This window comes from Microbacterium sp. ABR10, from assembly GCF_057812175.1.
The window spans coordinates 1,942,050-1,954,100 of the sequence record NZ_CM173821.1 but is presented as its reverse complement, the minus strand read 5'-3'; the positions used below and the strand labels follow the sequence as shown (position 1 = coordinate 1,954,100).

The window sequence follows — 12,051 nt, the reverse complement described above, 5'->3', positions numbered from 1 at the left end:
GCCAGACTCGCGGCTGGGGTGAGATACGCATCCGGCGTGAGACGCGCGCCTGATCCGGGGATTCTTCCGACGGGTCAGATCGAGTAGCTCAACGCGCCGACGCGGTGCGCGGAGTCCGGCGCGGCGGTGCCCTCGGCTCCGCTCAGATGGAGCACGCCGACAACGTCGCCCGCTCCCTCCGCAGCATGCGCTCGACCCGCGCCGAGCACGCCACTCGCACCGCGCGCTCCGACAGCACCACCCGCGCCCAACGCCTCGAGCGCCCTATTCACGTCGGCGTCGTCGTTGAACACGTGGAACGCGACCCGCGCCCGACCCGCTCGGCCCGACGCCGTGATGCCGTGTGCCGTCAGTCGCGCCAGTGCCTCACCCGTGGCATCCGGCCACGTGACGATCGCGGACGGACGCGTCGGGTGGGCGAGGCCCAGTCCCGCACGGAAACGCGCCGCGAGGCCCGTCGCGTGGGCATGCAGTTCGGTGATGTCGGCGTCGGCGAACATCTCGAGCGCGGGGGCGGCGCCGACGAAGGCCTGCCACGCGGGCGAGACGTCGAAGCGACGGGCATCGGAGGCGAGCGGCCCCCCGGTGCCGTAGCACGACGACCATGGATCGTCGCCCGAGTACCACCCCGCCTGTACGGGACGCAGGGTCGCGGCGAAGGACGGGGTCACGGTCAGGAAGCCCACGCCGCGAGGGCAGCACAGCCACTTGTACGCGTGGCAGACGGTCGCATCGAACAGCGTCGCGTCGACCGGCAGCCAGCCCGCGGCCTGGGTCAGGTCGCAGAGCGTGCGGGCGCCTGCGCGGGTCGCCGCGGCGGCGATGCCGGCGGCGTCCGCCACCTCGCCCGTCGCCGACTGCACGAGCGAGAACGCCACGAGCGAGGTGTCGCTCGTCACGGCGTCGGCGAGGTGGGCGAGTGGCGCCGTGCGCAGGCGGATGCCGCGCCCGGCGTGCACGAACGGTGCGACCAGCGACGAGAAGTCACCCTCGGGGCACAGAACCTCAGCGCCTTCGGGCAGGGAGGCGGCGATGAGCGACACCATCACCGAGGTCTGCGATGCGATGGCCACGTCACCGACGGGGGAGTGGACCAGACGTGCGTAGGCCGAGCGGGCGTCTTCGACGGCGCGCGACGCTGCGGCGATATCGGGGCGACCGGATGCCGCGGCGTCCAGATCTGCGCGGACGGCGCGCACGGTCCCGCGCGCGGGGATGCCGAGCGTGCACGCGGCGAGGTAGTCGCGGCCGCCGGTGAAGTGCGATGCGAGGGTGCTCATGGATCCAGGTTCGCGCGAGCGAGCTCATTGCACTAGGACAGGTGTTGCATGAGAATCATCGTCTCTGCTTATGTATCGGGGTGACGGATGCCGACGACGACCTCGACGCCCACTCCCTGCGGGTCGTGAAGGCGATCTCCGACGCGGGGTCGATCACGGCCGCGGCTCGTCTGCTCGGCTACAGCCAGCCCGCCGTGAGCCAACAGCTGCGCCGCCTGGAACGCCGCGCGGGCATGCCCATCGTCGAGCGCGTCGGCCGGGGCGTGCGCCTGACCGAGGCCGGCCGGGTTCTCGCGCGGCACGCCGCGGCGGTGACGACGGCATTGGATGCCGCGGCGGGCGACCTCGCCGAACTCCGGGGACTCCGCGCGGGACGTGTGCGCATCGCTGCCTTCCCCTCGGCGTCGTCGACGGTCGTGCCGCGCGTGATCGCGGCAATGACGGCGCGCCGGCCCGGCGTGTCGATCAGCTTCGTCGAGGCCGAGCCCCCCGAGGCCATCGTCGCCGTGCGCGAGGACCGCGCCGACATCGCCCTCACCTACAGCTACCCCGGCGACCGCCGCGAGCTCGACCTCGCGGCCACGGGACTCGCCGTTCGCACGGTGGGCGGCGATGACACGGTGCTCGTGCTCCCCGTCGACCACCCGGCCGCCGAAGGCCCGATCGACCTGTCGCGCCTGGCGGGGGAGAGGTGGATCGCCGGATGCCCGCAGTGCCGCGGCCACTTGCTCGAGGCGTGCGCGCGCGCCGGGTTCGTACCCGACATCGCGTTCGAGACCGACAACTACATCGCGGTCGAGAACCTCGTCGCGCAGGGCGTGGGCGTGGCCATCCTGCCGCGCATGGCCGTGGCATCCATGCCCCTGCTGTCGGGCATCGCCGTGCCCCGCCTGCCGGATGCCGAGGCTCGGACCCTGCACGTCGTCACCGCCCGCGGGGCCGAGAACGTGCCGGCGGTGGGAGTGGCCCTCGACGCCGTGACCGACGTGCTCGCCGACTATCCCCACCCCTCGGGGCGCGCAGCGCGCCGCCGGTAGGATCAAGGGGATGTCTGCCACGCCCGATCCCCGCACCACGACCGCCTCCGGCGCCGACGTTCGCGTCCGCTTCTGCCCGTCTCCGACGGGCCTGCCGCACGTAGGTCTCATCCGCACCGTCCTGTTCAACTGGGCCTACGCCCGGCATAACGGCGGCAAACTCGTCTTCCGTATCGAAGACACCGATGCCGCTCGCGACAGTGAAGAGAGCTATCAGCAGCTGCTCGACGCGCTGCGGTGGATGAACATCGACTGGGACGAGGGCGTCGAGGTCGGCGGCCCCCACGCGCCCTACCGCCAGTCGCAGCGCCACGAGCTGTACCGCGAGGTGCTCGACAAGCTCGTTGCTGCGGGAGCGGTGTACGAGAGCTACTCGACCGCCGAAGAGATCGACGCCCGCAACGAGGCGAACGGACGCGCGAAGCAGCTCGGCTACGACAACCACGACCGCGAGCTGACCGACGAGCAGAGGGCCGCCTTCCGCGCGGAGGGCCGGCAGCCCGCATGGCGCCTGCGCGTTCCCGACCACGACCTGAGCTACGACGACCTGATCCGCGGCGAGGTCACCTTCCCGGCCGGCTCCTTCCCCGACTTCGTGCTCGTGCGCGCCGGCGGAGTGCCCCTCTACCCGTTCGTGAACCCGGTCGATGACGCGCTCATGGGCATCACCCACGTCATCCGCGGCGAAGACCTCATGCCCTCCACGGCCCGGCAGCTCGCGTTGTACTCGGCCCTGGTGGATGCCGGAGTGACGACCTTCATCCCGCGCTTCGGTCACATGCCGCTGGTGCTGGGCGAGACGGGGAACAAGAAACTCTCCAAGCGCGACCCGCAGGCAGACCTCTTCCTGCAGCGCGAGAAGGGCTTCATTCACGAGGGGCTGCTGAACTACCTCTCGCTCCTCGGCTGGTCACTCGCGAGCGACCGCGACGTGTTCTCGCTCGACGAGATGATCGCCGCGTTCGACATCTCCGACGTCAACCCCAACCCCGCCCGCTTCGACCAGAAGAAGGCCGAGGCGATCAACGGCGACCACATCCGCCTGCTGGATGCCGACGACTTCGCCGCCCGGATCGTCCCCTACCTCTCGGGCGCCGGGTTCATCGCCGAAGAGCCGTCGGCCGAGCACCGTGCGATCATCGCCCAGGCGGCCCCCCTCGTGCAGGAGCGCGTGCAGTTGCTGGGCGAGGTGCCGGGCATGCTCGGATTCCTTTTCGTCTCCGACGTGGAGTACGCCGACGACGCGATGAAGGGGCTCCCGGCGAACGCGGCCGAGGTGCTCACGGCATCCGTCCGCGCCCTGGAAGGTGTTGACGACTTCACCGCCGCCGGTGTGCAGGAAGCCCTGTCGACGGCTCTCGTCGACGAGATGGGTCTCAAGCCCCGCGTCGCCTACGGCCCGCCCCGCGTCGCGCTGACCGGTCGCCGGGTGTCGCCGCCGCTGTTCGAGTCGATGGAGCTGCTCGGCAAGGACGAGACGCTGCGACGACTCAACGCACTGGTGGCCCACCTGGGCTGAGCCGGGTCCTCGCAGAATCCCGACCGGAGGCTGCGAGGATCGCGGTGTTTGAGCGGGCCGTGCGTGGGTGGAGCGGACGCGACGGCGCTCGGTCAGGCGCGTGCGACGTTGGGTCGGCGGCGTGCGACGCTGGGTCGGGCGCACGCGACGCTCGGTCGGGCGTGTGCGAGGCTGGGTCGGGCGCACACGAGCTGGGTCGTGCGCACACGAGGCTGGGTCGTGCGCACACGACGCTCGGCGGGGCGCATGCGACTATCGGCCGGGCGCACGCGATCCTCGCAGCAGCGCGCGACCCTCGCAGACCCTGCCGAGGAAGCTGCGGGTATCGCGCGTCCCAGCGAGATCCGGCTTGGCGTGACGCGCACGGACGGGCCCCGATTTTGCTCACCCCGGCATCTCACGTAAGCTTGTCCCTCGGCACGAGTTCCGGCTCAGCGCCTTGGGGTATGGTGTAATTGGCAACACGGCGGTTTCTGGTTCCGTTGTTCTTGGTTCGAGTCCAGGTACCCCAGCAAGTCTCAGTAGCTGTACGCGCACGAGAATCTCTCCCTCCTTCGGAAATCGTCCGGGGAGGTTTTGATTTTTTGGCGGCTCTCGCCGGCGAGCGACCGCCAGTGGCGAGGTCTCCTTCGGGGCCTTCTTCTGCGCGCCCACGGCTCTTCCTTCAGGACGGCGGCCCCGTTCCGCCCGGGTGGCAGCGCGCGCCGCGTCGTGTTAGGCAGGACGCATGACGTCCACCGCCCCGTCGCCCCCGCGCGAGTCGCCGAGCGCGCGAGCGAGGCGCAAGAACCGCCTGCTGACCGCGATCACGCTGGGGATCGCCGCGATCATCTGCGCGGTGGTGGGCGTGGGTGCGTACGCCATGACGAACTCGTGGTGGACAGAAGAGACACCCGTCGCGTCGGCCGACCAACAGCTCCCCGACGGCCAGTCGCGGTTCGACCAGGCGGGCCAGGACTTCTTCAATCGACAGGGTTTGGTGACCATCGATCTGGGCGCGCCGGCCCCGGCTGCCGCTCTCGGCCTCCCCGGGGACGGATCCACGACCGTCGAGACGCTCGTTCCCCTTCCCGTCGAGGTGCGGGGTAGCGATGGCGACCTCCGGTTCAGCGGAGTGATGCGATTCTCCCTCGCCACGACGGACGGTGTGCTTGCCCGGGTCGCCGTCGTGTCGGCATCCTCGGGCTCATGGACGGGCATCTCCGCTGATCTCCGCGGGCGCGCGGGTGAATGGGGATGGTCGGATGCCGATATCGCGACCCTCGAGAACCAGGTCGGCGCAGCGGCGCGGAGAGAGGGCGTCGCAACGACGATGAGCCTCCCCACGGTGACCTCCGCCGGCGTCGACATCGGCGGCGAAGTGACGGTGACGGCGGCGGGTGCGCTCGAGCTGGTCTACGTCCTCTCCCGCTGACCGGGGCGCCCCCGACGGCATCCCGGCCCGTCCGGTTCGGTGGTGTGCGGAACGCGGCTCACTGCAACTCGGGACTCCGCGCGGTGGGCCGACCCCCGCGGCATCCCGTTGACGCCCTTCTGAATCGATTTCGTGCGGCATCCCGCTTAATGCGACGCGGCGCGGCGCTCGGCACGCCGACGCCCCGCCCGCGCGACCAGGAACAGCACCGATCCGACCGCGATGTAACCGAGCGCGCCGAGCCAGACGATGCCCGTCTGCTGCGTGAGCAGCACGATGCTCGCAATGATCGCCAGCACGGGGACGACGCGGGGGACGCGGAAGTGCTCGTGCGCCACCTCGTCCTTCTTCAGCACCAGCACGCTGACGTTCGCCGCCAGGAACACCAGGAGCAGCAGCAGAACCGTCGTCTCGGCCAGGGTGGCGACGTCGCCGACGAACGAGAGGGCGATCGTCGCGGCGCCCACCACCACGATCGAGACCCACGGCGTGCGGCGCCGCGGCAGCACGCGCGAGAAGGCGTGGGGGAGCAGACCCGACTCGGCGAGTCCGAATCCGACGCGGCTGGCCATGACCATGAACAGCAGTGCGCCGTTGGCGATGGCGACGAGCGCGATCGTGCCGAACAACCACGCCGGGATCGCGACACCGCTGGCGGCGACCACGTCGAGCAACGGTCCGGTGGACTCGGCCAATTGTGCGGGCGGCAGGACGATCACGGCGCCGAGGGCGATGAGCAGGTAGACCACCGCCGCGGTGGCGATCGCCCCGAACAGGGCGCGCGGGTACGTGCGCGACGGGTTCTTGACCTCCTCCGCCATGTTCGCCGCCGCTTCGAACCCGAGGAACGAGAAGAACGCGATGACCGAGGCGGCGAAGGCGCCCTGCAGCGGGGGCACGTCGGGCGCGAACTCGAAGATGCGCGCCGGTTCGCCCCCTCCGCTGCCGAAGACCATCGCGGCTACCACGATGACGATGACGAGACCGGTGACCTCGATCACGGATGCCACCAGGTTCGCCCCGAGCGACTCGCGAACACCGCGCAGGTTGATGAGCGTGAGGATTGTGATGAACGCGATCGCGGTGGGGATGGGCGGGATGTCCACCAGCGCAGCGAGATAGTCGCCGGCGAAGGCGTTCGCCAGCGACGCCGCCGTCGTGATGCCGGAGGCCATCATGAGGAAGCCGACCAGGAACGAGACGTACGGGATGCCGAAGGCCCGCTCGGCGTAGCGGGCGGCCCCACCGGCGTGGGGGTACTTCGTGATGAGCTCGGCATACGTGCCGGCCGTCAGCAGCGCCACGACGAGCGCGATGAGCAGCGGGAGCCAGATCACCCCGCCGACGTCGGTGGCCATCGAACCGACGAGCGTGTAGATGCCGGCGCCGAGCGTGTCGCCGACGATGAAGGCGAAGAGCAGGGGTCCCGTGACGACGCGCTTGAGCTTGCCGGAGTCGGCCGGGGAAGACGCGGTGGTTTCCGTGGACATCCGCCAAGTTCACCCGCACCCGCTGTCGCGGCGCAAGCCCGGACGTTCCGGCCGGCGTCCGCGCGCCCTGTGGGGTAGTACCACGCCCGTCGCCCCCGCGTCATCCGCGGAGGCGACGGACGCGCGGCCGATCACCCGATGGCGGCGGTGGCGGTGCTGGTCTGGGACAGGGTGGTGTAGCCCGCCTTGGTACCGGTGACCCGGACGGTGATGCGCTTGCCCTTATCCGCAGAGGTGAGCTTGTACGTGCTGGCGGTGGCGCCGGAGATCGCCACGCCGTTCCGCAGCCACTGGTGGCTGAGGGTCACCGGCGCGGGCGCCCACGTGCCGGCTTTCGCGGTCAGCGTGGACCCCACCTTCGTCGTTCCCGTGATGGTGGGCTTGGCCCCGGTCAGGGTGCCGTTCGCGACCAAGGCCGACGTGCTGGTCGATGCCTTCGATGTGTAACCGCTCTTCGTGCCCGTCACCGTGACCGACAGTCGGGTTCCGACATCGGCGGCGACGGGGGTGTAGCTCGCCGACGTGGCGCCCGAGATCGACGCACCGCCGCGAAGCCACTGATAGGTGAGCGTCACGGGAGACGGTCCCCATGCACCCGGCGCGACGGTCACCGTCTTGCCGACGGCCGGCGCCCCGCTGAGCGTCGGGGTGGCCGAGGTGAGCACGCCCTTGGCGACGACGGCCGTCGGTGCGCTGGTCTTGCGTGCTCCGGAGAAGCCGGGCTTGCTCGCGGTGACCGCGACGGTGATCTGCGCCCCCGCGTCGGCGGGGCTGACCGTGTAGGTCGATGACTTCGCCCCGGAGATGTACGTGCCGCCGCCTCGCATCCACTGGTAGGTGAGGGTGGTGCCCTCGTCCCAGGTTCCCGGGTTCGCCGTGAGCGTGGAGCCCACCTGGGCGGTGCCGGTGATCTTCGGGGTCGGAGTCGACGTCAGGAGGGGCAGCTGGTAGGTGGAGAACTTGAGTTCGTAGTCGCCGACGCTGAAGTAGTAGCCACCGACCTGGATGAAGTACGTCTTGCCGGGTTCCACCGCGAAATCCGCGTATGCGAAGTTGGCGTCGTGGGTGCCCGGATCATTCGGGTTACCTCGTGGGCAGGCGAGGGGTGCGGTGGGTACCGTTCCGTTGGACGACCACACCATGGTGTTCGCGTCGTAGAAACTGCCGCGCAGATCCAGGCGGACACCCGTCGTGCTCGTGGCGACGTACTTGTACCAGCGTGTGCCCAACAGCGTCCCGAGGTCGCCGCCGCACGATGCAACGTAGGGCGAGTACCAGTTGTTGTCCACTTTGGAGATGGACCCCGTCACCGTGCTCGGGACCGAGACGGAGGTCGCGGTCTCGGGGGAGAGGTTAGAGATCGGGGCGCTTCCTCGGATCCAGAGAGACGCGGTTCCGGGTGACCCTTCTGGATTGATGGAGTCGGTCACTTGGAAAAGGTAGGTGACTCCGGCCTTGGCCTGCAGGTGGTTCTCTTCACGGAAGCTGTCTTCGGTGCAGCTGATGCGGGTGAGGTCACTCATTGCCGCAGCGGCGTACGCGATGACCATGCTGTAAGCCGAGCCGACTCCGCCGCCGAACGACAGCGTCTGGGCGACCGGAGAGGTGTAGGAGTACCAGATCGACCGGTCCCCGGCCGTGAAGAACTCGGACTCGTCGGGATCCGTCGTCCGACACGTCGCCGGCTCACCCGCCTCTAGGGTGGCGCCGACATACGGCTGCCCGCTGGTTTGGAACGGCAGCGACGACACCTTCGTCGCATTCGCGAGCATGTCGTTGGCGGGCGCCGCGGCAGCCGAAAACAGACGATTCGGTGAGACCGGTGCCGAACGCTCTGCCGGCGACTGCTCCCGCTCCTCCGGTGTGTGCCAGCGTCCGGCCGTGGTGGATGAGTCCTGATCGACGGGGTTCGCCGCGGCGTTCGCGGCGGTCCCCCCGACCAGTCCGATCGCCACGACGAGCGATAGAGCACAGGCCAGCGATTTTCTGGCGCGATGAATGGACACGATGATTTACCCCCTGTAGACCGCGCTCGCACGCGGGTCGTCGTCAGTGCCCGGCCCGCGCGACACCACCCCAAGCCCCCATGGAGCAGCGACACACGACTGTCTACGACCACCGGAACCGGCGCCGCAACAGAATGATCAGGCGCGGCGCTCCCCGATCCCCCAGGACCGCGCTCATCAAAGCACGGCCGCCGGGGCGGGGCAACTGATCCCGGCCCCGCGGGGAAGGGCGGGCGTCGTGCGCCGCGGGCCCCCGCGCGCAGTGACCGAGCCCTTAGCAGCGCGGCGTACCGCGGTCACCGATCGAACCCCGGCCCGTCCGAGAACACCCACCGGGGCGACAATGGACGCATGGGACTCTTCGTACAGCGACCAGAGGAACCGAGCGAGTGGGCGGGCCTGCCGGGGGAGCCTGCGCGCCCGCGCACGAAAGCCGAGCTGCTGCCCGATGACGATCGTCCGATTGCGTCGCCGACCGGTCTGCTCGGGATCGGCAACGACTCCACGACCTCGATCGCGATCCCGTTGGGCCATTCCGTTGAGGCGGCCGACGGCGACTGAGCACGGGGGAGCGGACGACACGGCTCCACCTCCGCGCGGTGGCAATGCGGCGGGATAGCATCCCGGAAGGAGGTCCTCGTGAAGCGCATCAGCATCGTCGTCCTGGCTGCGGCCCTGCCGTTGCTGATCGCCGGCTGCACCCCGACGGCATCCGGGGGCCCATCGACCGCGGATCCAGCGGCGTCGACCGCTCCGTCGCCCTCCGGGATGGATCAGATGCTGCCGCCGACCACCGTCGCGCCGGACGACCTCGAGGGCACAGACGTCCGTGTCATCCGGGGCACCTCACTCGTGCTTGCCGTGCCCGAGGGCAGCGAAGCGGAGTGGAGAGGGACGACCGCAGACGTCGCCGTCGCGGAGTTCTCCGCCGGCGGACCGTCGGAGGGTGCCGTCTTCCGGCCCGGATTCATCGTGCGTGAGGTGGGCACCACCGCGGCCACCGTCACGGGTCCCGACGGCGCCACGGTCTCGTTCACGATCACGGTTTCCGAGTACTGACCGCCGGCGCGGCGTGCGCGGCGTGCTGACCACTGACGCGGCGTGTCGACCGCCGACGTGGCGTGGCGTGCTGACCGCTGACGCGGCGTGCCGACCGCCGACATGGCGCCCTGAACCCTGACGTCGCGTGCACCTTTGGAGGGCGGCGCCGTCGGTCGGAACGGCGTCTCGCCGCGAGGGTGAAGTTTCTTCGCCGCGCTCGCCATGCCGGGACTGCTCACCTACCCGTCCAGCGCGCCCGGGGGACGGCTCGCCTACCCGCCCTGCGCCCGGGGGATGGCTCGCACCTATCCGACCAGCGCGCCAGTGACGGCTCGCCTACCTGCCCAGCGCCCGGGGATGGTCGGCGATCCCCCTATTCGGTGCAGGGGTCGCCCTCCCGCGCCGCGCGGAGCGGAGAGGTCGTCCTCGACCACCGCCGGCAGATCTTCGCGCGACTGTTGCTCTGTGTGGTTTCGTGTTGTATCGTGTGGGAATCTTCGAAGGGGATCCCGTGTACGCAATGGAGCGCCAGCAGCTCATCGAGCGCGAACTGCGAGACGTCGGACGCGTCAGCGTCGTCGACCTCGCCCGCCGCTTCGACGTCACGACCGAGACCGTCCGACGCGATCTCGACCGCCTCGAGGGCACCGGCTCGCTGCGCCGCGTGCACGGCGGTGCGGTCAGCACCGATCGGGCGAGCACCGCCGAGTCGACGCTCACCGAGCGTCGCGACCGTCAGGGCGATGCCAAGCGCGCGATCGCCGCCGAAGCCGCGAGCCTGCTCGGCGCGTCATTCCGCGGCTCGATCTTTTTCGACGGCGGCACCACCCCCGCCGCCGTGGCGGCGATGCTGCCCGAGACGCTCGGAACGGGCGGCGGCGTCGAGGTCGTCACGCACTCCCTCGAAGCGGCGCATCTGCTCGCGGGCGAGGAGCAGCTTTCGCTCACCACGATCGGCGGGCGCGTGCGCGGCGTCACCGCGGCCGCGGTCGGTGCGCACACCGTCGGTGCCATCGCGCAGCTGCGCCCCGACATCGCCTTCGTGGGCACCAACGGACTTAGCGCCGGCTTCGGCCTGAGCACCCCCGACCCCGAGGAGGCGGCCGTCAAAGCCGCCATCATCCAGTCGGCTCGTCGCGTCGTCCTCGTGGCCGACGCGGCCAAATTCGGAGAGGAACTGCTCGTGCGCTTCGCCCGACTCGACGAGATCGACGTTCTCGTCACCGATGCGGCCCCGCCCGCAGCCCTGGCGGAAGCCCTCGCCGACGCCGACGTCGAGGTGCGTGTCGCATGATCGTCACCGTCACCGCCAACCCATCGGCCGACCGCGCCGTCGTGCTCTTGGACGCCCTCGCCCCCGGCGAAGTGCAGCGCGCCCTGTCGTCCCGTGAAGACGCGGGCGGCAAGGGTGTCAACGTCGCCCGTGTCGTGTCCGCCGCGGGCGCTCCCGCACGTGCCGTCGTGCCCGTGAACGCGCACGATCCGTACCGGATGCTGCTGGAAGACACCGGCATCGCCCTGCAGACCGTCGAGGTCGCCGGCCGTGCACGCGCCAACCTCACCATCACCGATCCGTCGGGCGAGACCACCAAGCTGAACCTGCCGGGCGCCGAACTCACGGCCGCCGAGGCCGAGGCGCTCGTCGCCGGAGTCGTCGCCGCGGCCGAGGGAGCCACCTGGCTCGTGCTGGCCGGCTCCCTGCCGCCGGGCGTTCCTGCGACGTTCTACGCCGATCTGGTCGGTGCCGTCCGCGCACGCTGGGGGTCGGCAGCTCCCCGTATAGCGGTCGACGCGTCGGGTGCCGCTCTCGCCGCCGTCGTCGAGACCGCTCGCCCCGACCTGATCAAGCCCAACCACGAAGAACTCGCCGAACTCGTGGGCGAAGACGCGGCGTCCGACGCCGACGTCCTCGCGGAAGCCGCTCGGCGTGCTCGGGCCCTGGTGCCCGGCCGCGTGGCATCCGCTCTCGTCACCCTCGGAGCCGACGGCGCCCTGCTGTTCACGGCTGACGGCGACTGGCGCGGACGCGCCCCCAAGATCCAGGTCGCCAGCACTGTCGGCGCGGGTGACAGCTCGCTCGCCGGCTACCTGCTGGCCGACCTCGAGGGGGCCACGGCCCCCGACCGCCTCGCGCGCAGCATCGCCTACGGCGCCGCGGCCGCGACCCTGCCGGGGACCCAGGCCCCGACACCCGACGACTTGCCCACCGCATCCATCGTCGTCACCGACTTCGCCACCCCCATCGCTACATCCTGACCACGGAG

10 protein-coding genes and 1 tRNA gene are annotated in these 12,051 nt (G+C 70.5%); 8 read left to right on the top strand and 3 right to left on the bottom strand.

Features of this window, described 5'->3' with window-relative positions:
* Window positions 1–74 precede the first annotated feature (74 nt).
* Complete coding sequence (locus ACXKZF_RS09025) at window positions 75–1,280, bottom strand: aminotransferase class V-fold PLP-dependent enzyme (RefSeq protein WP_488983988.1); 1,206 nt, start codon at window positions 1,278–1,280, stop codon at window positions 75–77.
* Between the two features lie 80 nt (window positions 1,281–1,360).
* On the opposite strand from ACXKZF_RS09025, the gene ACXKZF_RS09020 reads away from it, so the two are divergent.
* From ACXKZF_RS09020 to ACXKZF_RS09005, 4 genes are all read left to right on the top strand, one after another.
* On the top strand, window positions 1,361–2,317 hold the full coding sequence (locus ACXKZF_RS09020) for a LysR family transcriptional regulator (protein WP_488983987.1): 957 nt from the start codon (window positions 1,361–1,363) through the stop codon (window positions 2,315–2,317).
* Between the two features lie 10 nt (window positions 2,318–2,327).
* Window positions 2,328–3,836 carry a glutamate--tRNA ligase gene (gltX, locus tag ACXKZF_RS09015; protein WP_488983986.1) on the top strand — a complete coding sequence of 503 codons (1,509 nt, stop codon included), beginning with the start codon at window positions 2,328–2,330 and terminating at the stop codon, window positions 3,834–3,836.
* Between the two features lie 440 nt (window positions 3,837–4,276).
* A tRNA-Gln gene (locus ACXKZF_RS09010) sits at window positions 4,277–4,348 on the top strand.
* Window positions 4,349–4,563: 215 nt separating this feature from the next.
* A complete protein-coding gene (locus tag ACXKZF_RS09005) occupies window positions 4,564–5,250 on the top strand; it encodes a hypothetical protein (protein WP_488983985.1) in 687 nt (228 codons plus the stop codon).
* Window positions 5,251–5,396: 146 nt separating this feature from the next.
* Here ACXKZF_RS09005 and ACXKZF_RS09000 read toward each other — a convergent pair whose 3' ends face one another.
* Together ACXKZF_RS09000 and ACXKZF_RS08995 are read right to left on the bottom strand one after the other, a co-directional pair.
* Entirely contained in the window at window positions 5,397–6,740 is a 1,344-nt protein-coding gene (locus ACXKZF_RS09000; RefSeq protein WP_488983984.1) for an APC family permease, read from the bottom strand.
* Window positions 6,741–6,871: 131 nt separating this feature from the next.
* Window positions 6,872–8,746: a hypothetical protein gene (locus ACXKZF_RS08995; RefSeq protein ID WP_488983983.1), complete on the bottom strand. Its 1,875-nt coding sequence runs from the start codon at window positions 8,744–8,746 to the stop codon at window positions 6,872–6,874.
* Window positions 8,747–9,097: 351 nt separating this feature from the next.
* Between ACXKZF_RS08995 and ACXKZF_RS08990 the strand changes: the two genes are divergently transcribed.
* From ACXKZF_RS08990 to ACXKZF_RS08975, 4 genes are all read left to right on the top strand, one after another.
* Window positions 9,098–9,307 (top strand): hypothetical protein, encoded by a 210-nt coding sequence (locus ACXKZF_RS08990; protein ID WP_055954001.1) that lies wholly within the window; start codon window positions 9,098–9,100, stop codon window positions 9,305–9,307.
* Between the two features lie 78 nt (window positions 9,308–9,385).
* Entirely contained in the window at window positions 9,386–9,805 is a 420-nt protein-coding gene (locus ACXKZF_RS08985; protein WP_055954004.1) for a hypothetical protein, read from the top strand.
* Between the two features lie 493 nt (window positions 9,806–10,298).
* Window positions 10,299–11,081 carry a DeoR/GlpR family DNA-binding transcription regulator gene (locus ACXKZF_RS08980; RefSeq protein WP_055955335.1) on the top strand — a complete coding sequence of 261 codons (783 nt, stop codon included), beginning with the start codon at window positions 10,299–10,301 and terminating at the stop codon, window positions 11,079–11,081.
* Window positions 11,078–12,043, top strand: a complete 966-nt coding sequence (locus ACXKZF_RS08975) for a 1-phosphofructokinase family hexose kinase (RefSeq protein ID WP_488983982.1) — start codon at window positions 11,078–11,080, stop codon at window positions 12,041–12,043. The genes ACXKZF_RS08980 and ACXKZF_RS08975 overlap by 4 nt, the downstream gene beginning before the upstream one ends.
* Window positions 12,044–12,051: the final 8 nt, after the last annotated feature.

Bases quoted from the DNA above. Each gene is read 5' to 3' on its own strand.
- ACXKZF_RS09005 (WP_488983985.1), top strand. From the start codon at position 4,564: ATGACGTCCACCGCCCCGTCGCCCCCGCGCGAGTCGCCGAGCGCGCGA.
- gltX (WP_488983986.1), top strand. From the start codon at position 2,328: ATGTCTGCCACGCCCGATCCCCGCACCACGACCGCCTCCGGCGCCGAC.
- ACXKZF_RS08990 (WP_055954001.1), top strand. From the start codon at position 9,098: ATGGGACTCTTCGTACAGCGACCAGAGGAACCGAGCGAGTGGGCGGGC.
- ACXKZF_RS09000 (WP_488983984.1), bottom strand. From the start codon at position 6,740: ATGTCCACGGAAACCACCGCGTCTTCCCCGGCCGACTCCGGCAAGCTC.
- ACXKZF_RS08975 (WP_488983982.1), top strand. From the start codon at position 11,078: ATGATCGTCACCGTCACCGCCAACCCATCGGCCGACCGCGCCGTCGTG.
- ACXKZF_RS09025 (WP_488983988.1), bottom strand. From the start codon at position 1,280: ATGAGCACCCTCGCATCGCACTTCACCGGCGGCCGCGACTACCTCGCC.